Source organism: Micromonospora sp. WMMD1219, assembly GCF_049315215.1.
Classification (GTDB): domain Bacteria; phylum Actinomycetota; class Actinomycetes; order Mycobacteriales; family Micromonosporaceae; genus Micromonospora; species Micromonospora tulbaghiae.
This window is the reverse complement of sequence record NZ_CP186057.1, coordinates 4,630,188-4,650,838: the sequence shown is the minus strand read 5'-3', so window position 1 is coordinate 4,650,838 and position 20,651 is coordinate 4,630,188. Positions and strand designations below refer to the sequence as shown.

General features: G+C 74.1%; 14 protein-coding genes. 6 read left to right on the top strand and 8 right to left on the bottom strand.

The window, feature by feature from the left end; genetic code table 11:
• Window positions 1-45: 45 nt before the first annotated feature.
• From chvE to rph, 5 genes are all read right to left on the bottom strand, one after another.
• Window positions 46-1,185: a multiple monosaccharide ABC transporter substrate-binding protein gene (gene chvE / locus ACN27C_RS21665; RefSeq protein WP_422747742.1), complete on the bottom strand. Its 1,140-nt coding sequence runs from the start codon at window positions 1,183-1,185 to the stop codon at window positions 46-48.
• A 201-nt stretch (window positions 1,186-1,386) separates the two neighbouring features.
• The gene (locus ACN27C_RS21660; protein ID WP_120569484.1) at window positions 1,387-2,739 is read right to left on the bottom strand and encodes an endo-1,4-beta-xylanase; all 1,353 of its coding nucleotides are present in this window, start codon (window positions 2,737-2,739) and stop codon (window positions 1,387-1,389) included.
• Between the two features lie 184 nt (window positions 2,740-2,923).
• The gene (locus ACN27C_RS21655) at window positions 2,924-4,018 is read right to left on the bottom strand and encodes a 12-oxophytodienoate reductase (protein WP_422747740.1); all 1,095 of its coding nucleotides are present in this window, start codon (window positions 4,016-4,018) and stop codon (window positions 2,924-2,926) included.
• 42 nt (window positions 4,019-4,060) lie between these two features.
• Entirely contained in the window at window positions 4,061-4,429 is a 369-nt protein-coding gene (locus ACN27C_RS21650) for a MerR family transcriptional regulator (RefSeq protein ID WP_091417166.1), read from the bottom strand.
• A 48-nt stretch (window positions 4,430-4,477) separates the two neighbouring features.
• The gene (gene rph / locus ACN27C_RS21645) at window positions 4,478-7,072 is read right to left on the bottom strand and encodes a rifamycin-inactivating phosphotransferase (RefSeq protein WP_422747738.1); all 2,595 of its coding nucleotides are present in this window, start codon (window positions 7,070-7,072) and stop codon (window positions 4,478-4,480) included.
• Between the two features lie 299 nt (window positions 7,073-7,371).
• Between rph and ACN27C_RS21640 the strand changes: the two genes are divergently transcribed.
• Window positions 7,372-11,520: a SpoIIE family protein phosphatase gene (locus ACN27C_RS21640; protein ID WP_422747736.1), complete on the top strand. Its 4,149-nt coding sequence runs from the start codon at window positions 7,372-7,374 to the stop codon at window positions 11,518-11,520.
• The gene (locus tag ACN27C_RS21635; RefSeq protein ID WP_120569480.1) at window positions 11,517-11,816 is read left to right on the top strand and encodes an STAS domain-containing protein; all 300 of its coding nucleotides are present in this window, start codon (window positions 11,517-11,519) and stop codon (window positions 11,814-11,816) included. Before ACN27C_RS21640 ends, ACN27C_RS21635 begins: the two co-directional genes overlap by 4 nt.
• Before the next feature lie 31 nt (window positions 11,817-11,847).
• Here ACN27C_RS21635 and ACN27C_RS21630 read toward each other — a convergent pair whose 3' ends face one another.
• The gene (locus ACN27C_RS21630) at window positions 11,848-12,729 is read right to left on the bottom strand and encodes a universal stress protein (protein WP_422747734.1); all 882 of its coding nucleotides are present in this window, start codon (window positions 12,727-12,729) and stop codon (window positions 11,848-11,850) included.
• Window positions 12,730-12,750: 21 nt separating this feature from the next.
• Window positions 12,751-15,444 carry a cation-translocating P-type ATPase gene (locus tag ACN27C_RS21625; protein WP_422747732.1) on the bottom strand — a complete coding sequence of 898 codons (2,694 nt, stop codon included), beginning with the start codon at window positions 15,442-15,444 and terminating at the stop codon, window positions 12,751-12,753.
• Between the two features lie 109 nt (window positions 15,445-15,553).
• On the opposite strand from ACN27C_RS21625, the gene ACN27C_RS21620 reads away from it, so the two are divergent.
• From ACN27C_RS21620 to ACN27C_RS21605, 4 genes are all read left to right on the top strand, one after another.
• Window positions 15,554-16,366, top strand: coding sequence for a hypothetical protein (locus tag ACN27C_RS21620; RefSeq protein ID WP_422747730.1), 813 nt, complete (start codon window positions 15,554-15,556; stop codon window positions 16,364-16,366).
• 41 nt (window positions 16,367-16,407) lie between these two features.
• Window positions 16,408-16,596, top strand: coding sequence for a ribonuclease (locus ACN27C_RS21615; protein ID WP_422747728.1), 189 nt, complete (start codon window positions 16,408-16,410; stop codon window positions 16,594-16,596).
• Between the two features lie 35 nt (window positions 16,597-16,631).
• The gene (locus ACN27C_RS21610) at window positions 16,632-17,105 is read left to right on the top strand and encodes a hypothetical protein (RefSeq protein WP_422747726.1); all 474 of its coding nucleotides are present in this window, start codon (window positions 16,632-16,634) and stop codon (window positions 17,103-17,105) included.
• A 76-nt stretch (window positions 17,106-17,181) separates the two neighbouring features.
• Entirely contained in the window at window positions 17,182-18,378 is a 1,197-nt protein-coding gene (locus tag ACN27C_RS21605) for an MFS transporter (RefSeq protein WP_422747724.1), read from the top strand.
• Window positions 18,379-18,426: 48 nt separating this feature from the next.
• Here the strand turns inward: ACN27C_RS21605 and ACN27C_RS21600 are convergent, their stop codons facing one another.
• On the bottom strand, window positions 18,427-20,631 hold the full coding sequence (locus ACN27C_RS21600; RefSeq protein WP_422747722.1) for a carbohydrate-binding module family 20 domain-containing protein: 2,205 nt from the start codon (window positions 20,629-20,631) through the stop codon (window positions 18,427-18,429).
• Between the last annotated feature and the right edge of the window lie 20 nt (window positions 20,632-20,651).

Here is a 20,651-nt window from a genome sequence, read left to right as displayed (position 1 = left end):
GACGGGCCCGGTGGCGCGGGTGGCCGCCGGGCCCGTCGCCGCGGGTCAGCCGGCCCGGCCCGCGGCGACCTCCTGCTCGGTCAGGTAGCCGGAGTCGATCAGGACGGACTTGATGTCCTCCTTGTAGACGGTCTGCACCGGCAGCAGGAACGCCGGCACGACCTTGACGCCGTTGTTGTACGCCTTGGTCTCGTTGGCCTTCGGCTCCTCCTTGCGCAGGAACGCCTCGGCGGCGATGACCGCCTGCTCGGCCAGCAGCCGGGTGTCCTTGAACACCGTCGAGCCCTGCACGCCGTCGTTGATGAGCTTGACCGAGGCGACCTCGGCGTCCTGGCCGGTCACCACCGGCATCTTCTTGGCGCCGCCGCGGTAGCCGGCGTTCTGCAGCGCGGTGATGATGCCCCGGGACAGGCCGTCGAACGGCGAGAGCACGCCGTCGACCTTGCTGCCGTCGTTGTAGCTGGAGGTGAGCAGGTCCTCCATCCGCTTCTGCGCGGTCTCCTGCTGCCAGCGCAGGATGGCGGCCTGCTCGATCTTGGTCTGCCCGGACTTGACCTTCAGCGTCCCGGCGTCGAAGTACGGCTTGAGCGTGTCCATCGCGCCGTTGAAGAAGAACCCGGCGTTGTTGTCGTCGAGCGAGCCGGCGAACAGCTCCACGTTGAACGGGCCGGTCGCGGTGCCCTTGGCGCCGTCCTTGGTGAGCAGGCCGAGCCCGACCAGGAGCGCGTTGGCCTGCGCCACGCCGACCTTGTAGTTGTCGAAGCTGACGTAGAAGCTGACGTTCGGGCTGTTGCGGATGAGCCGGTCGTAGGAGATGACCGGGATCTTCGCCGCCGCGGCGGCCTGGAGCTGGCCGCTGAGCGCGGTGCCGTCGATCGGGGCGATGACCAGCACGTCCGCGCCCTGGGTGATCATCTGGTCGATCTGCTGCGACTGGGTCGGGATGTCGTCCCCGGCGTACTGGAGGTCGACCTTGTAGCCCTTCGCCTGGAGCTTCTCCTTCACCGCGTTGCCGTCGGCGATCCACCGTTCCGAGGTCTGCGTCGGCATCGAGACGCCGATCGTCAGGTCGCCGGGCTTGGCCGAGCTGGTGTCTCCGCCGCCTCCCGCGCCCTCGCCGCTGCAGGCGGCCAGGCTGATCGCGAGCGCGGCACCGCTGAGTGCGGCCAGAAGTCGTCTGCGCACGAGCGTCCTCCCTGTCGTGGCGGTCCCTGTGACACAGGTAACCCTCACGGGGAGTGTTAACGCTCACAAGTTGCCCCGTCAACCAATCGCGCGAAATGCGCATGTCTCTTTCTCGTAACAGAGACGGCAGTCCAGGTCGGACGGGACGGCGTGGCGGGGCACCGCAGGGGCGACGGCGTGCCGCCCCCGCGGTGGCCCGGCTCAGGTCGCGGAGCAGGTGGGCGTCATGCCCGATCCGCTGCCGTTGCCCTGGAACCCGAACTCGGTGCTCTGACCGGCACCCAGCTGGCCGTTGTAGTCGACGTTGGTGAACCGCACCGTGCCGCTGTTACCGCTCGCGGTGGCGCTCCAGGTGTTGGTGATGCTCGCGCCGCCCGGCAGCGTCATGGTGACAGTCCATCCCCGGGTGCCCGACGAGCCGGCTGTCACCTTCACGTTGGCGACGAAGCCACCGGTCCAGGAGTTCAGCGTCACCGATGCCGTACACCCGCCCTGACCCGGCGGCGGCGTGGTCGGGTTGTTCGGCGGCGGGGTCGTGGTCGGCGGCGGGTTGTTCCCGCCCGCGTTGAGCGCGTCCAGCACGGCGTTGTACGCCGCCTTCTTGTTGCCCGAGCAGTCGAACAGCAGCGCGTTGTCCGAGCCGCGCCACGAGTCGCAGTCCCGCACGCCCCACACCGTGATGCCGGTGCAGCGCGACACCGCCAGGCAGGCGCGGGTGACGGCGGCGTAGATGTTCGCCTGGTTGCCGCCGGTCATCACGTCCAGCTCGGTGATCTGCACCTCCACGCCCAGGTCCGCGAAGCGCTGGAGGTTGGCCTGGTAGTCACCGGGAAGCGTGGTGCCCAGGTGCGACTGGAAGCCGACGCAGTCGATCGGCACGCCACGCGACTTGAAGTCGCGCACCATGTTGTAGATGCCCGTCGACTTCGCGTTGATGCCGTCGGTGTTGTAGTCGTTGTAGCAGAGCTTCGCGCCCGGGTCCGCGGCGCGGGCCGCCCGGAACGCGGCCTCGATCCAGTCGTTGCCGGTGCGCTGCAGGTTCGAGTCGCGACGCCCGCCGCTGCCGCCGTCGGCGAACGCCTCGTTCACCACGTCCCAGGAGTGGATCTGCCCCCGGAAGTGGGTGGCGACCTGGGTGACGTGGTTGATCGCGGCGTTGCGCAGCGCGCTGCCGGACAGGCCCTGCGCCCACGACGGCTGCTGCTGGTGCCAGAGCAGCGCGTGCCCGCGCACCGACATTCCGTTCGCGCGGGCGTGACTGACCAGCCGGTCGCCGCCGCCGTAGCTGAACCGCCCCTGCTGCGGCTCGGTGGCGTCCCACTTCATCTCGTTCTCGGCCACCACGGAGTTGAACTCGCGGTTCAGCACCGTGGCGTACGTGTTGTCGGACAGCTTGCCGGTGGCGACAGCGGCGCCGAAGTAGCGGCCCTTCTCGGCTGCCGCCGCGCGCAGCGTGGTGCCGGCGCTCGCGGCCGGCGCCAGGGCCACCGCCATCCCGGCGGCGAGCGCGCCGGCCAGGATGCCGGTGGTCAGCAAGGCTCTCTTTCGTCTCATGCGGATTCCTCTTCCGGGGGTTGCGCGATGGTGGTGGTGCGACTCCTCGACCCCCGCGTCCGGTGGCGGTGGTGTCGAGGTACGACCAGCGCGGCTCGCCCGGTGAGCCTTGCGGCGCTCGTGCCCTGTCATCGACTGTGAGCGATAACATCCCCCGGCGTCAACCCCTGCGGGCACCCCGGTCCTAGGGGTACACGTCCTCGTGCGCCTTGCGGTAGTCGGCGATCTCACCCAGCCGTCCGGCGGCGGCGTGCGTCACCCACGCCGGGTTGCCGAGCAGCGCGCGACCGAGCGCCACCAGGTCGAACTCCCCGTCCGCCAGCCGCGCGGTCAGGCCCGCCACCGACTCCGGACCGTCCGGGCGCAGGAAGTCCCGCCGCAGCCCCACCGAGCCCACGGTGATCGACGGCAGACCGGTGAGAAGCTTCGCCCATCCGGCCAGGTTCAGCGCCGAGCCGGGGAACACGGGCTGCCAGAAGCGACGTTGCGAGGCGTGCAGGACGTCCGCGCCGGCCTCGGCGAACGCGGTGAGGATCTGCGCCAGCTCGGCCGGGCTCTCGGCGATCCACGCGTCGAACGCCCGCTCCTTGAACTGGGAGAACCGCACGATCACCGGGTGACGCGCCGGGACCTGCGCGCGTACCGCACGCACCACGGCCGCCGGGAACGCCGCCCGCCGCGCCGGTGAGCCGCCGAACGCGTCGGTCCGGCGGTTCGTGTACGGCCACAGGAACTCGTCCAGCAGGTAACCGTGCGCGGCGTGGATCTCGATCGCGTCGAACCCGGCCCGCACCGCGACCCGTGCCGCGTCCGCGTACGCCGCCAGCAGCACGTCCGCGTCCGCTGCGGTCATCGCGTGCGGCGCCGGGCGGCCCGGCTCGCGTACCCCCGAGGGGGTCCACGCCGGACGGCCGTCCACCGGCTCGCGCAGGCTGCCCAGGTGCCACAGCTGCGCGGCGATCCGGCCGCCGGCGGCGTGCACCGCCTCGACCACCCCCCGCCAGCCGGCCTCCGCGGCGCCGGCGGTCATCCGGGGCACCGTGTCCTCGTGCCCGGCGCTGGGATGGTCGACCAGCACGCCCTCGGTGACGACGAGGCCGATGCCCGCCGCGGCGCGGCGCCGGTAGTAGTCGGCCATCGCCGGCGTCGGCACGCCGCCCGGCGCGCGGTTACGGGTCATCGGCGCCATCACGAAGCGGGACGGCAGCGGCAGTCCGGCGACGGTGACGGGTGCCAGCAGCGGCGCCACCGGCGATGCGGTGTCCAGGATCGCGTTCATGACCCGACGCTAGGAGTTGACACCGGTGTCAAGGGCAAGCGCTCAGGCGGCCGGATCCCGGGTGTCCTCGGTCACGCTCATGTCGGACACCACGTCGTCGAGCACCGCGACGGCGTGCGCGAGCCGTGCCATCTCCGCGGTCATCCGGGTCCGCTCCTCCCGCAGCCGGTCGGTGAGCCACGAGGTGCGGATCTCCGGATCGGTCACGCAGGGCAGCAGCTCGGCCATCCTGCGGCTGCTCAGCCCGGCGTCGAACAGCCGCTGGATGAGCCGGACCCGGTCCACCGCCGACTCGGCGAAGACCCGCTGCCCGCTCGCGGTACGCATGGCGGCGAGCAGGCCCTGCTGCTCGTAGTACCGGATGGACCGGGCACTGACCCCGGTACGCGCCGACAGCTCCCCGATCCGCATCGTGCCCTCCCGCTCGCCGAACCTCCATCATCGAGCATGCCGCGCCGGTCAGGACAGCAGCTCCACGTACCCGTCGCTGCCGTGCACCCGGATCCGCCCGCCGTCGCGGATCAGCCGGGTCGCGTCCGGCACCGCCACCACGGCCGGCAGGCCGTACTCCCGGGCGATCACCGCGCCGTGCGTCATCAGGCCGCCCACCTCCGTCACCAGGCCCGCGGCGCCCACGAACAGCGGCGTCCAGCTCGGGTCGGTGTGCGCGGTGACGAGGATGTCGCCCGGCTCCAGGTCGGCGCCGGCCAGGTCCGTCACGACCCGCGCCCGTCCCTCGACGACGCCGGCCGAGACCGGCAGCCCGACCAGGGCGCCGGCGGGAGCGTCGTCGCGCCGGTACGAGCCGTTGATCGCCTCGCCCTCGGAGGTGAGGACCCGGGGCGGAGTGAGCGCCTGGTGCGCCCGGAACTCCTCCCGGCGCCCGCGGATCAGCCCGGCGTCGACCCGGCCCGTGGCCGCGACCTCGCGGAACTCGTCGAACGTCAGGTAGAAGACGTCCTCGGCGGCGGCGAGCACACCGGCGCGGGCGAGCCGGCCGGCCTCGGCCATGAGCGCCTGCTTGTAGACGGCGTAGCGGCTCACGATGTCGTACTTCGGGTACTCCCGGTAGCCGACGAACGTCCGTACCCGCTCGATCATCGCCTGCGTCTCGGCGGCCTTGCGCTCACCGTCGGGCAGCGCGCGCAGGCGGTCGAGCACCTCCCGTGCCTTCGCCTCGGCCCGCTCCCGGCCCTGCGCGAAGCGGCGCGCGGCGGCGCCCGGGGCGAAGTTGCGGACGTTGTCCAGGATCAGCGGCACCAGCGTGGCGGGGCGCTCGCTCCACCGCGGCCGGGTGATGTCGATCTCGCCGACGCAGCGCATGCCGTACCGGTCGAGGTAGCCCTCGATGGCCTCGCGCGCCTCCGGGCCGCCCGGCAGCTTCGGCAGGTCGTCCAGGAACCCGTCGTCGGCGACCTCCCGCAGGAACGCCACCACCTCGGGGTACGCGCGGATCACGTCGGCCACGTCGAGCAGCGCGAGCCCCATCTCGGAGGTGACGTTGCCGGGCGCGGACAGCGTGAGCGTGTCGGCCGCGTCGCGCTCGCCGAGCCACTCCCCCAGCTTGTCGTTGAGCCACCAGGTGGCCTGCATCCCCGCCATGATCGCCTGACCGCTCAGCGGATCGGTGAGCACCCGCTTGTGCTCGGCGAACGCCTCGGTCAGGAAGTCGAACAGCTCGGGTCCGGACCGGGTGCCGACGTCGCGGCGCAGGGCGGCGACGGACGCCTGGCTGCGCTCGACGAGCGTGGCGACGATCGCCGGGTCGGTGTCGACCGGCTGTGGCGGCCCGCCCGCGGGCGGGCCGGCCGGGGCCGGGTCCGGCGCGACCGGCAGGACGTCGCGGGCGAGGACCGTCTCCAGCGCGTCCCGGGTGAGCGGGTCGGCCCGGCCGATCATGCCCAGGAACGCGGTACGGCCCGCCGGGGTGGACAGGTGCGGCGTGGCGTCGACGAACAACCGGCTGCCCGCCTCGTGCATCGGCGCCATGGCGGTGAGCCGCCACATCGACAGGCCCAGCGGCTTCATGGCGTCGGTCATCATCTGCTGGTGGCCGACCGACAGGTAGACGTGGAACCGCCCGTCGGCGGCGGCCGCCGGCACCGGGAACAGCGTGGTGATCGGCCGGCCCTGCAGGATGTGGACGTCGTCCCCGGTCACGGCCCACTCGATGTCCTGCGGTCGGCCGAAGCGCGCCTCGATCCGCCGGCCCAGCGCGGCGAGGCGTACCGCCTGCGCGTCGGTCAGCGCGGCAGACGCCTGCCGCGCCGGGTCGACGGGAGTCTCCCGGGTGCCGCCGCCGGGCGCCGCGTGCACCGCCCGTGACTTCGCGCCGATCGCCCGGCCCACCACCGCGCCGTCGCGCACCGTGAAGACGTCCGGGTTCACCAGTCCGGAGACCAGGGCCTCGCCGAGACCGAAGCCGGCCTCCACCGACACCACCGTCCGATTCCCGGTGACCGGGTCGGCGGTGAACATGATCCCGGCCGCGTCCGGGAAGACCATCCGCTGCACCACCACGGCCATGTCCACGGCCCGGTCGTCGATGCCGTGGCGCCGCCGGTAGGTCACCGCGCGGTCGGTGAACAGGGAGGCCCAGCAGCGGCTGACGTGCCGCAGCACCTCGGCCGTGCCGACCACGTTCAGATAGGTGTCCTGCTGACCCGCGAACGAGGCGGTCGGCAGGTCCTCCGCCGTCGCGCTGGACCGCACCGCGTACGCCGCGTCCGGACCGAGCCGGGACAGCGCGGCGGTGACCGCCGCCGCCACGTCGGCGGGCAGCGCGGTCCGCTCGACGGCGCGACGGACCTCGGCGGCGGCCGTCCGGATCGCCGCCGGGTCGTCCGCGTCCGCGCCGGCGAGCCGGTCCAGCAGGCCGGCCAGCGACGGCGCCCGCGCCACCAGCCGGAAGGCGTCCGTGGTGACGCAGAAGCCAGGGGGTACGCGCACCCCGTCGATCCGCGTCAGCGCCCCCAGATGCGCACCCTTCCCGCCGACCGCGCCGATCCGCGTCTCGTCGACCTCGTGCAGCTCCCACACGTACCGTCCGGTCATGCCGTGCCCCCGTTTTCGCAGCTCAACCCGTATCGGCCGATGATTGTGCGGCACGACCGGGGCCTTGCGGCAAGACCCGGGGTGCGATATATGTTGATAGTGGCGAGGAGACCTGTCTCCCCGCCTTTCGTTTTGTGGTCGTCACGTCTCCCTGCCCTGACCCGCCGCCGTCACGTGAGTCAGATCTCCCCGCCCCGGGTGGAGTGCCGGGGGCGCCACGGGGCAAGAAGCGACCACGGGGCCGCGGTGCGACGCGGCCCGGACGAGCGGGATCGGGTGGGGTGGGGGAGACTCGTGCGATGAGCGGCGCTGACACCGACCCGCGTACGCGTGCCGACGTCTTCGCCGTCGACGGTGAGATCGGGCCGGACCTGGCGCGCATCGACTGGTCGGCGCACCCCCTGGGCCCACCGGACACCTGGCCGCAGAGCCTGCGGACCGCGGTGCGGATCCTGCTGTCCTCCCGGTTCCCGATGTGGATGGCCTGGGGGCCGCAGCTCACCTTCTTCTGCAACGCCGCCTACCGGCGGGACACGCTCGGCCGCAAGTACCCGTGGGCGCTGGGGCGTCCGGCGAACGAGGTGTGGGCGGAGATCTGGGACGACATCGGCCCCCGCGTCGACACCGTCCTGCGCACCGGCGAGGCGACCTGGGACGAGGGGCTGCTGCTGTTCCTGGAGCGGGCCGGCTACCGCGAGGAGACGTACCACACGTTCTCCTACAGCCCGTTGCGCGCCGACGACGGCAGCCTGGTCGGGATGCTCTGCGTGGTCAGCGAGGACACCGAGCGGGTCATCGGTGAGCGGCGGATGGCCACGCTGCGCGACCTCGGCTCGGACCCGAGCGTCATCCGCACCGAGCAGGAGACGCTCGCGTTCGTCAGCCGCCAGCTGGCGCGCAACCCGCAGGACCTGCCGTTCACCCTCACCTACCTGTACGACGACGACGGCGGTGCCCGGCTGGTGGAGGCGACCGGGCTGGCGGCGGACCACCCGGCGGCCCCGGCCACGCTGTCCCCCGGCGACCCGGCCGCCCCGTGGCCGTCCGGCGCCCTGACCGAGGGCGATTCGGTGCGGGTCGCGCTCGACGGCCCGGCCTTCACGGACCTGCCGGCCGGGGTCTGGCCCGCCGCGCCGACCGAGGCGCTCCTGGTGCCGCTGCGGCAGCAGGGCGGGGCGCCGTACGGGTTCCTGGTCGCCGGGCTGAACCGCTACCGGGCGCTGGACGACGGGTACCGCGGCTTCGTCGAGCTGACCGCCGGGCATTTGGCCACCGGCATCGCCAGCGCCCGCAGCTACCAGGCGCAGCAGCGGCGGGCCGAGGAGCTCGCCGAGCTGGACCGCGCGAAGACCGCGTTCTTCTCCAACATCAGTCACGAGTTCCGCACCCCGCTCACCCTGATCATGGGTCCGCTGGACGAGCTGCGCGGCCGGTTGCAGGGCGCCGACGAGCGGGTCCGCGCCGAGCTGGACGTGATCCGCCGCAACGGGCTGCGCCTGGGCAAGCTGGTCAACAGCCTGCTCGACTTCTCCCGGATCGAGGCCGGGCGGATGCAGGCCCGCTACGAGCCGGTGGACCTGGCCGCGGTGACCGCCGACCTGGCGAGCGTCTTCCGGTCGGCGATCGAACGGGCCGGCCTGTCCTTCGAGGTGGACTGCCCGCCGCTGTCCGAGCCGGTGCACCTGGACCGCGGCATGTGGGAGAAGGTGGTGCTGAACCTGCTCAGCAACGCGCTGAAGTTCACCTTCGACGGCACGATCCGGGTGGAGCTGCGCGACGAGGGCGACTCGGCGGTGCTGCGGATCTCCGACACCGGCATCGGCGTCCCCGCCGACGAGATGCCGCGCCTGTTCGAGCGGTTCCACCGCATCGAGAACGCCCGCTCCCGTTCCGACGAGGGCAGCGGGATCGGCCTCGCTCTGGTCAAGGAGCTGGTCATGCTGCACGGCGGCGACATCGACGCGGACAGCGCGGTGGGCCGGGGCACCACCTTCACGATCCGGTTGCCGTTCGGCACCGCGCACCTGCCCGCCGACGCGCTCGCCCCGGCGGGCAGCGGCCGGACGCCGGCGTCGGCCGAGCCGTTCGTGCAGGAGGCGCTGCGCTGGCTGCCCGCCGGCCCGGGCGACGCCGTCGGCGCGGACACCCCGGCCGACGGGCCGGTGCAGCCGCTGCCCGGCGGGGCGCCGGCCCGCGTCCTGGTGGCCGACGACAACGCCGACATGCGGGAGTACCTCACCCGGCTGCTGCGCTCGGCCGGGCACGAGGTGCAGGCGGTCGCCGACGGGCGGGCCGCGCTGGACGCCGCCCGCGCGCACACCCCCGACCTGGTGGTCAGCGACGTGATGATGCCCCGGCTCGACGGCCTGCAACTGGTGGCCGCGCTGCGCGCCGACCAGCGCACGGCCGGCACTCCGGTGCTGCTGCTGTCCGCCCGCGCCGGTCAGGAGGCCTCGATCGAAGGGCTGGAGGCCGGCGCCGACGACTACCTGGTCAAGCCGTTCCCGGCCGCCGAGCTGCTGGCCCGCGTACGCGCGAACGTGGAGCTGGCCCGGCTGCGCAACCACCACGCCCGCTGGCGTACCGCACTCGTCGACTCGTTGCAGGAGGCGTTCTTCGTCTGCGACGAGGACGGCGCGGTCGTCGAGATCAACGCGGCGTTCACCGGCATCCTCGGCTACGGCACCGAAGGGCTGCCGTACCCGGCGGTGCACCCGTGGTGGCCGGACCGGGAGGCCGAGCCCGAGGCGCACCGCCAGGTGGCGGCCGCGTTCTCGACGCTCGTGGGGCAGACGCGGGGCACGTACACCGTGCCGGTCACCCACCGCGACGGGCACCGGATCTGGATCTCGGCCGCGTTCAACCAGGTCGACGACCCGGACACCGGCCGCCGGATGATCGTCGGCACGTTCCGCGACGTGACCGCCGAGCACTACGCCGTGCAGCGGGAGACCGCCCTGGCCGGGCTCAGCATGCGGCTGTCGCAGGCGGACGACCTCACCGACGCGCTGCTCGGGGTGCTGGACGAACTGCGCAAGCTGTGGCGGGCCGCCGGCGTGCTCACCGCCGTCTTCGGCGACCTGCCCGCCCCCGAGGTGACCGCCACCGACCCGGCGGCACGCTGGGACACGTTGCCGCAGGAGCGCCGGCAGGCGTTGCTCGCGCTTCGGGACACCCCGCTGCTGACGCCGGTGGCGACGCGTACGCACGGCGCCGGGATCGCCGTCGAGCACCCGTACGGCACCATGGCGCTCTGGATCGACCTGGGCGAGAAGCGGCCCTTCACCGAACAGGACCAGACCCTGCTGGCGCTGCTGGCCGGCCACATCGGCCAGGGGCTGCACCGGGTGCACCAGATCGACCAGCAGCGGGAGACCGCGCTGGCCCTGCAACGGGCCATCCTCGGTCCGGCGCAGCTGCCTGCCGGCTTCGCGGTCCGGTACTCCCCCGCCGCGATGCCGCTCAAGGTCGGCGGCGACTGGTACGACACCGTCGAGCTGCCGGACGGGCGCATCGGCATCGTGGTCGGCGACTGCGTGGGCCACGGCCTCCAGGCCGCGACGGTGATGGGGCAGCTGCGCAGCGCCTGCCGCGCCCTGCTGTTGCAGGACCCGAGCCCGGCCCGCACGCTCGTGGCCCTGGACCGGTTCGCCGCGCTACTGCCCGGCGCCTCCTGCGCCACCGTCTTCTGCGGCGTGCTGGACCCGGCCACCGGCCTGATGCGCTACTCCAGCGCCGGTCACCCGCCGGCCATCGTGGTCCGCGCCGACGGCACTCCCGAGCTGCTGCGACACGGCCGGTCCCGGCCACTGGCCGTACGTCCGGGTGAGGAACGCCCGGAGGCGGAGGCGACGGTGCAGCCGCGCGCCACCCTGATGCTCTACACCGACGGCCTGGTGGAACGCCGCCGCCAGCCGATCACGGCCGGCATCGCCCGCGCCACCGACGCCATCCAGCAGGGACACCACGCGCCGGTCGAGGTCCTGGCGACCGAGATCATGGAGCGGCTCGCCCCGGACGGCGGCTACCACGACGACGTGGCGCTGCTGCTCTACCGCCACCCCGGGCCGCTGGAGCTGGAGTTCCCGGCCGAGTCGACCCGGCTGGCCGAGGTCCGCACAGTGCTGCGGGGATGGCTGGACCGCTGCGGGCTGGCCCCGGCCCACGCCTACAACATCCTGGTGGCGGCCGGGGAGGCGTGCGCCAACGCGATCGAGCACGGGCACCGCGACGATCCGGGCGGGCGGATCCGGCTGCGCGCCGCCGCCACGGCCGGCAACCTGCGCCTGAGCGTCACCGACAGCGGCCGGTGGCGAGACCGCAACCGGCCCCCCGACCCGCACCGCGGCCGGGGAATCGTGCTCATGCGCGCGTTGATGGACGACATCAGCGTCATCCCGGGAGCCACCGGCACCACAGTCGACATGCAGGCGAGGATCACGCCATGAGCACGTCTCTGACCCTGACGACGAGCGACAGTCCCGACGGCGCCCGCGTGCTGGCCGCCGTCGGCGAGATCGACATGAGCAACGCGTCCACCTTCGCCGACGCGCTGGCCGAAGCGGTACGCCCCGATGGTGAGCCTCTGGTCGTGGACCTCACCAAGGTGGAGTACCTGGACAGCGCCGGGCTGGCCGCGTTGTTCCCGCACGCCGACCGGATCACGCTGATCGCGGGCCCGCTGCTGGAGCCGCTGCTGACCATCTCCGGGCTGGCCGACCTCACCACGGTCCGCAGCGCCTGACGCCGTCGCGGCGTCAGGCGCCGTCGCGGCGTCAGGCGCCGTCGCGGACGATCACCAACGGCGAGTGGGCGTGGTGCAGCACCGCGTGGCTGACCGAGCCGAGCAGCAGCCCGCCCAGGGCGCCACGGCCGTGCGCGCCGACCACCACCAGCTGGGCGTCCTTCGACTCCTCCACCAGGACCCGGGCCGGGGCGCCGCGGATCGACCGCTGCCGCACCGGCACGTCCGGGTAACGCTCGGCCCATCCGGCGATCGACTCGGCGACGACCCGCCGGGACTCCTCGGCGAAGGCCTCGGGGTCGTACACCAGCGGAAGGATGTCGCCGGGGCCGATCGGAGTGGGGTACAGCCAGGCGTGCACCACGATCAGCGACGCGCCCCGGCGGGCGGCCTCCTCGTACGCGAACCCGACCGCCGCGGTGGACAGCTCGGAGCCGTCCACACCGACCACGACCGGGCCGTCGGCGCGCGCCTCGCCGCGTGTCACCAGCACCGGGCAGTGCGCGCGGGCCGAAACCTGGAGCGTGACCGAGCCGATCAGCAGGCCGGCGAACCCGCCCAGCCCGCGGTGACCGAGCACGATCAGCGCCGCCTCGCGGGACTCGGCGACCAGCACCGCCGCCGGCGCGCCGTCGACCACCACGCCGGTGACCGGCACCTCCGAGGCGACCTTGCCGACCTCGGCGACCGCCTCGGCGACAACCCGTTCGGCCTGGTTGCGCAGGCCGGCGCCGGCGGGCGCACCCGGGGCCGGAGTGAGCGGCGCGCGGGTCAGCGGCCAGATGAACGCGTGCACCACCTGCAGCGGCCGGTTCCGGTCGGCGGCCTCGCGGGCGGCCACCCGGACCGCGTCCAGCGACGCGGCGGAGCCGTCCACGCCCACCACGACGGGGGCCTGCGAGTGGATCGTCATGACGTCCTCCTTCACTCGTCCTCAGCCTGCCCGTCCGGCGGCCGGCCCGGCAGGGCCGGCGGTCCCGGCGTGGGGGTCGTTGGTCCCGGCCCGCGGGGCGTTGCTCCCGCGGAAGCGGCGGGTCAGCCGCAGCACCAGCCCGGGCAGCACGCCGATCGCGGCGCAGGCGAGCAGGTCGAGCGCGCTGAGCGGGGACGTGCCGAGCAGCTCCCGTAGCGGCGGCAGCAGCACACCCGCCACCTGGAGCACAGCGGAGATCGCGACCGCCACCGGCAGCGCGAGGTTGCGCTCGCGGGAGCCCGGGGTACGGATCGCGCGGACCGCCAGCGCCACGCCGAGCTGGGACAGACCGAGCACCACGAACACCACCGACTGCCACGGCCGGTCGGCCGCCGCGGCCCACACCCCGGCGCCCAGCGTCGCCGCGGCGATCAGCCCGCCGGTGACGAGCACGTCCCGGCCCAGGCCGCCGCCGAGCACCGACTCCTGCGGCGAGCGGGGCGGCCGGCGCAGCGTGCCCGGCTCGGCCGGCTCCGCGCCGAGCGCCACACCGGGTACGCCGTGGGTGAGCAGGTTGATCCAGAGGATCTGCGCCGGCAGCAGCGGCACCGGCAGGCCGAACAGCGGGCCGAGCAGCATCACCGCGATCTCGGCGACGCCACCGGCGAGCGCGTAGCGCAGGAACCGGCGGATGTTGTCGTAGATCCGGCGGCCCTCGCCGATGGCGGTCGCCACGGTGGTCAGGTCGTCGTCGACGAGCACCAGGTCGGAGGCCTGCCGGGCCACCTCGGTGCCGCCGCCCATGGCCACGCCGATGTCCGCGCGGCGCAGCGCCGGGGCGTCGTTGACGCCGTCGCCGGTCATCGCCACCACGTGCCCCCGGGTCTGCAGGCCGGCGATGATGTCGAGCTTCTGTTCCGGCTGGGTCCGCGCGTACACCCGGGTCTCGGGGTGGGCGCGGCCGGGGTCGCCGTCGTCGCCGTTGGCCAGCGGGTCGCCGTCGCGCCAGAGCCCGAGCCGCCCGCCGATGGCGGCGGCGGTCGCCGGGTGGTCGCCGGTGATGAGGACCAGCCGGATGCCGGCCTCCTCGAAGCCCGCGGCGATGCCGGGTGCCGCCGCGCGCAGCGGGTCGCCGACCGCGACCAGGCCCAGCGGGCGCAGGCCGGCCGGCCGGGCCGGGTCCGGCGGGGTGTCGACCACCGCCGAGGCCACCGCCAGCACCCGCAGCCCTTCGGTGGCGAGCCGGTGCGCGGCGTCGGTCAGCTCGGCCAGTTCCCCGGCGTCGGCGTCCACCAGCGGCGCGGCCAGCAGGTTCTCCGGCGCGCCCTTGCAGACCACCAGGTAGCGCCCGTCGCAGCGGCGGTGCACCGTGGTCATCCGGCGCAGGTCCTGGTCGAACGGCGCCTCCGCCACGCGGGGCCAGGCGTCGCGGGTGGCGTCCGGGTCCAGCCCGCAGCGGGCGCCGAACGTGACCAGCGCCGCCTCCAGCGGGTCACCGATCGCGGTCCACTCCGGCCGCTCGTCGGTCGGCGGCGTCACCGTGGCGTCGTTGCAGAGCAGCCCGGCGCGGGCGAGGGCGCGCAGCTCGTCCGGGGCGCTCACCGGTTCGCCCCGGTGGTGCACCTCGCCGTCGGGCGCGTAGCCGGTGCCGGTGACGGCGTAGCGGTCGTCGCCGGGGACGACGGCGTACTGCACCGCCATCCGGCCCTCGGTGAGCGTGCCGGTCTTGTCGGAGGCGATCACGGTGACCGAGCCGAGGGTCTCCACGGCGTGCAGCCGGCGGGGGATGGCCCGGCTGCCGGCCATCCGGCGCGCGCCGAGGGCGAGCGCGAGCGTGACGACGGCGGGCAGCGACTCCGGCACGGCTGCCACCACGAGGCTGACAGCGGTGACCGCCATCTGCGTGACCGGCCGCCCGTCGAGCACGCCGATGGCGAAGACCAGCCCGGAGAGCACCACGGCGGTCAGGCCGAGCACCCGGCCGAGCGAGGACAGGCGCCGTTGCAGCGGGGTGGGCGCCGGCCGGGTCGCCGCGACCAGGGCGCTGATCCGGCCCAGCGCGCTCGCCGCGCCGGTGCGCACCACGGTCCCGGTGGCGCGGCCGGTGGTGACCACCGTGCCCGCGCTGGCCTCCTCCCCCGCGACCCGGGCCACCGGCACCGACTCGCCGGTCAGCGCCGACTCGTCCAGGCTGAGGCGTACCGCGTCGGTGAGGTCCAGGTCGGCGGGCACCACGTCGCCGGCTTCCAGCCGGACCAGGTCGCCGCGGACCAGGTCGGCGGCGGGCAGCACGAGGTCACGGCCGTCGCGGACCACGCGCGCGGTCGGTGCGGCGAGCCGGTCCAGCGCGGCGACGGCCCGGTCGGCGCGTACCTCCTGCACCACGCCGATCGCCGTGTTGATCAGGACGACCAGCACGATCACGGCGGTGTCCGGGTAGTCGCGCAGCAGCGTGGTCACCACGGCGGCGGCCAGCAGGAGCGCCACCAGCGGGTCGGTGAGCTGGCGGAACACCCGGCCGGCCAACCCGCGCTTGCGCGGCGCGGCCACGGTGTTCGGCCCCTCGGCGCGCAGCCGGGCGGCCGCCTCGGCCGAGCCGAGCCCGGTCGCGGGAGCCGGAGAGATCTCGGTGGGCGTCGTCGCTGTAGCGGGCCCGCCGTTGATCACCACATCGTCCTCCATGTCGTCGCCGCCCACGCCGGGCAACCCCAGCATGCCGCGCGGGCGGGCCCGGGTCGCAGGGCCGAGGGCCTGTCGGACCCGGGACCAACGGCCCCCGCGTACGGGGCGGCGCGGCGCCCGGTTCGCCGGTACCGTCGGCGCGGTGAGCCGGACACGCAGCGCCGCCGGGCCGAAACCTCCGTCCCGTCACCGGGGGATCCGGTGGACGCTCGCGGTGCTCCTCGTCGCGTCGGCCGGATGCGGGAAGGGGATCGGGGAGGAGAGCGGCGACACGCTGGCGCGCGACGCCGCGGCCGTGGAGGCGAAGCAGCTCAACACGGAGCTGGGGCACCGCAACCGGGTACGCGACGCCGGGTCGATCGCGGCGGCCGAGATCGTCCGGGAGCCGCGGGACGCCGCGTCCGGCGGTGGTGCGACGGTCCGGCGGGAGGCGCTGGCCTGGTCCGGCCGCACCGCCGGGGACGAGCGGGCCACAGTCGACGTGCGGTTCGTGGTGACGGTGCCGGAGCAGCCGCCGGTGTCGATCGGCGGCGCGAGCAACACCGCCGGTGAGGCCGCCCGCTGCTACCGGTACGAGTTCGAGCTCTACCGCTACACGACGTACCACGAGATCGACTGCCCGAGCGGCCCCGCTCCCCCGCCGCCCACCGCCGCGCCGGTGCCGAGGGTGCCCGAGGACGGGCGGCAGCGGCTGACCGCCGTGCTGCGCACCGCCACCCCGGACACGCTGGCGGGCGCCGTACGGGCGGCCTTCCCGCAGGACTGGATCACCGTCGACACGACGGTGCACGAGGGCGCGCTCGTCGCCGCCGTCGGCGTACCGGCCGAACGGGACTGCCTGCTGCTCGTCCGCACGCCGGCTGGGAAGATCGAATCCCCCGGGTACGACCGGATCTGGCTGGAACCGGGCGAGACCGGCTGCCGGACGGGCCTGTACGTCGCGCCGCCGCGCTGACGCACCGGTTTGCCGCGCGGCCGCCGGGGCACCTGACGGTCATGACTGATCCGCAGCAGTTCCAGCGACAGCAGGAGGGCGCGCTCGAGCGCGGGAAGGTGTTCCAGGACGCCGAGGGGCGGCGTACCCGGGATCCGGGTGCCGGGGCGGAGAACGCGGAGAGCGAGGCCGACCGCAACGCCGAGCACCTGGCGCGCGGCGAGGTGGGCCCGGGCGTCCCGGAGGACTGACGCCCGACGCAGGGGTGTCAATGTAACGTTGACGGGTGAGCCTGGCCCGCCTGTCCGAGATCGTCGCGGCCCGGGCCCGGCTGGACGACCGCGAACTGGACCTGATCGACCGGGCCCGCCACGACGGCGCCACCTGGGCCGAGATCGCGCGGGCGCTCGGCCTGGGCAGCCGGCAGGCCGCCGAGCAGCGCCGGCAACGCCTCGTGGCGGCCCGGCGGGGCCGCCTGGCCGCGCTCGACCCGGCCGCCTCCCCCGACGTGCCGGCGCTCCGAGCCGCAGTCGCCGACCTGCACCGCTGGATCGGGACGGACCGCTCCTGGGACGGCCGTTTCCCCCGCGCGGCGTTGACGCGCCGCACCTGCCTGCTCGCGCTCGACGCACCGGCCGGGCCGCTGTACGCGCTGGCCACGCACCTCGCCGACGACCTGGCCGGGGCCGGGCGCCGGCTGCCCGCGCCGGTACGCGACGCCGCCCACCGCATCACGACAGTCCTGTCAACGGAGCGTTGACGCACGCGGAAGCTATTGCCGTGCCCTGACTCAACTACCGAGGATGAGTCCTCCAGGCTCAACTCTCGGGGGACCCATGCGCCGCAACGCGTTCCTGTTCGTGGCCGTCTCGCTGCTGTCCGGCCTCGGCGGCAGCGCCATGGCCCTGGTCTCCGGCATCTGGATCCTCGATCTCACCGGTTCCACCGGGCTCGCCGCGCTGGCCGGTCTCTGCGTCTACGCGCCGACGCTGGCCGGACCGTGGCTCGGCGGCCTGCTCGACCGGGTGCCCCGGCGCCGGCTGGTGATCGGCGCCGACCTCGCGCTCGCCGCCGCGTTGCTGAGCCTGCTGGCGGTACGAGGGCCCGGCCAGGCGTGGCTGATCTACGCCGTCTCGCTCGCCTACGGCGTCGGGTACGTGCTCGTCGACGCCGGCGAGACCGCGTTGCTGCCCGCCGCGCTCCCCCCGGCCCGGCTGGCCGACGTCAACGGCTGGCGGTCGAGCGCGCAGGAGGGCATGAAGCTGGTGGCACCGCTGGCCGGGGCGGGCCTGTACGCGTGGCGGGGCGGGCACGTCGTCGCGGTGCTCGCCGCCGCCGTACCGATGCTCGCGGCCGCCCTGTACGGCGCCTTGCGCCTGACCCGGACCGTCCCCGCTCCCCCGGCCGCACGCCCGGCGGGAGTGCGGGACGGACTCGCCGCGCTCCTGGCCCGGCGGGCGGTACGCGTACCCGTGACGCTCGCGGCGGTGTCCATCGCGATGTCCGGCTTCACCACCGCGGCGCTGTACGACGTGGTGGTGACGGACCTGGCGCTGCCCTCGACGTTCCTCGGTGTGCTCGCCAGCGCGCAGGGCGCCGGGTCGCTGCTCGCCGGGCTCGTGGTCGGCCGGCTCGCCCGTCGCCACGGTGAGATCGCGGTCGGCGTCGCGGGTGCGGTCCTGTTCGCCGCCGGTTGTCTGGGGCGCTGCCTGCCGTGGTGGCCGGGCACCGTGGCCGCCTCGGTGGTGGCCGGTGTGGGTCTGCCGTGGACGCTCGTCGCGGCGGTCACCGCCGTGCAGACGTGCACGCCACCGGCGATGCTCGGGCGGGTCGCCGGGACCGCGAACACGGCGATGTTCGGTCCGATCACGCTCGCCATCCCGCTCGGGTCGGCGGCGGTAGCCGTCGGCGGGCGGCCCCCACTGGTGGTCGCCGCCGTGGTGTGCCTGGCCGCCGCGCTGACGGCGGCCCGGGGCGGAGGCCGCGAAGGCGTCATCACCGCGTCGGAGGCCGAGGCCCGGGTCCGGACCTGACCGGATGCGGCCCGTCCCCAGGGGTGAGGGGGACGGGCCGCACGGTCGTCAGCGCCAGGTGTCGCTGACGGCCCGGGTGCCGCCGGCCGGCGTGGTGAGCGTCCGGTTCGCGCCGGACTCCCAGATCACCGTGCCGTCCGGGTTCTTCTTGACGTACTTGTACTCGACGGCGGTGTTCGCGGGCAGGTCGACGGTGGCCCGCCAGACCGGGTAGGCGGCGGACGAGAGCGCGACGGCGGCGGCCGGGTTCCAGCCACCCAGCGCCGGTATGTTGCCGACGACGAACACGTTCTGCCCGTAGACGGTGGTCGCGGTGACGGAGAACGTGGTGGCGACCGCCGTGGTGACAGTGTCACCGCGGAACGTCTCGGTCACCGTGTACGTGCCGGTCGCGGGGGTGGTGAACGTCCGGTTCGCGCCGGACTCCCAGGTGACGGCACCGGCGGCGGTCAGCTTGACGAACTTGAACTCCAGGCCGGTGGACCGGGGCAGGTTGACGGTGGCCCGGTAGGTGCCGCCGCCCTGCGCGGCGAGCTTGACGCCGTTCGCGGGCGTCCACGAGCCCAGCTCGGGGATGCTGCCGACGACGTAGACGTCCTGCCCGGCGGCCAGGTTCGCGGCGACGGTGAACGTGGTGGCGATCCGGTCACCCGGGCTGACCGTGGGGGACGCGGTCGGCGAGGCCGTCGGCGACGTGGTCGGCGAGGCGGTCGGGGACGGGCTCGCGCCCGGCCGGGCGTTCACGTGGATCGCGACCGCGTCGTTGGCCGGGACGGTCACTGTGGCCCGGCCGCCGGACACGGTCACCGTGGAGCCGGTGCAGCCGCTGCCGGTGGCGACGCCGGAGATGACGTCGCAGTACCGGCCGTCGGCGAGCCCGGTGACGAAGGTGGCGGTGGTGGCGGAGCCGGAGTCGTTGACGCCGATCCATGCCCGGTCGCCCCGGTGGAAGCCGATCACGTTGCTGTTCACCGTGGTGAAGTCCGAGACGGTCTTCACCGGCCGGGCGGCGTTGGCCCAGCCGACCATGCCCTTGACGCCCGTGGTCCGGCTCAGGCAGTTCCAGGCGGCGCCGCAGACCGTGTCGGTGACCCGTCCGGTGCCGTCGTGCGGCGGGGACTGGTTGCGGTTGGACCAGGTGAAGCTGTCGTAGACCGACGGTTTGCCGTGCGGGTACGCCAGCGCGAAGTAGTTGGCCAGCACGTAGTCGGTGCCGTTCTTGTACGACAGCACCACGCCGTCGCGCTCCAGGTCGTGGTTGGTGACCATGGAGAAGACGTTGGCGCTCGGCGCGTCGAGGTTCCAGCTCGGCACGTTCGCCAGCGCCGAGATGGAGCCCTGGAACGCCGAGCGGATGCCCTTGGCGTACGCGAAGTCGAGCACGTCGCCGTTGCCGATGTACGCGCGGGCCTGCAACGCCGGGTTGCTCGCCCCGTCGAAGATCTCCTGCGCGACGTAGGGTCGCCGGCCCTCGGCAACGGTGTCGTTCAGCTTGCCGAGGATGGCCGCGAAGTCGTCCTTGCGGATGTGCTTGACCGCGTCGACCCGGAAGCCGTCGACGCCGAGCCCGATCAGATCGTTGAGGTACGCCGCGATCTTGTTCCGGACCGCTTCCTTCTCGGTGTAGAGGTCCGACAGCGACAGCAGCTCGCAGCTGGTCACCTGGGACTCGTTGTTCCAGTCGCTGATCGTGCCGCCGGTCGGGCAGTTGTCGCCGGGGCGGTGGAAGTCGCCGTTGCCGTACGGCACGGCCGGGTAGCTGTAGCCGGAGAACTCGGTGCCGGCGTAGCCGCGCGTACCGGCCGGGTTGTTGGTGCCGGCCATGTGGTTGACCACCGCGTCGACGTAGACGCGCACCCCGGCGTCGTGGCACGCGGTGACCATGGCGGCAAACTGCTGGCGGTTGCCGAACCGGCTGTCCAGCTTGTAGGAGACCGGTTGGTACACCTCGTACCAGGGGTACGCACCGTCGGCGCTGGCGGGCAGTTTCACCGACTCCTGCGGCGGCGCCACCTGCACCGCGCCGTAGCCGGCCGGTCCGAGGTGGTCGGTGCAGGCGGCGGCCACCGAGGTCCAGTTCCATTCCCAGAGGTTGGCGGTCACCTCGCTGTCGTTGAGCGCGACGGCGGCGCGGGCGGGGGCGGGGACGGTGGTGGCAGCGGCGACGGTCACCGTGCCGCCGGCCGCGACGAGCGCGGCGGCGAGCAGCAGGCGACCGGCGCGGCCACGGGGGTGTGGCCTGACGGATTGCATGGCTGGGGGACCTCTTCCGT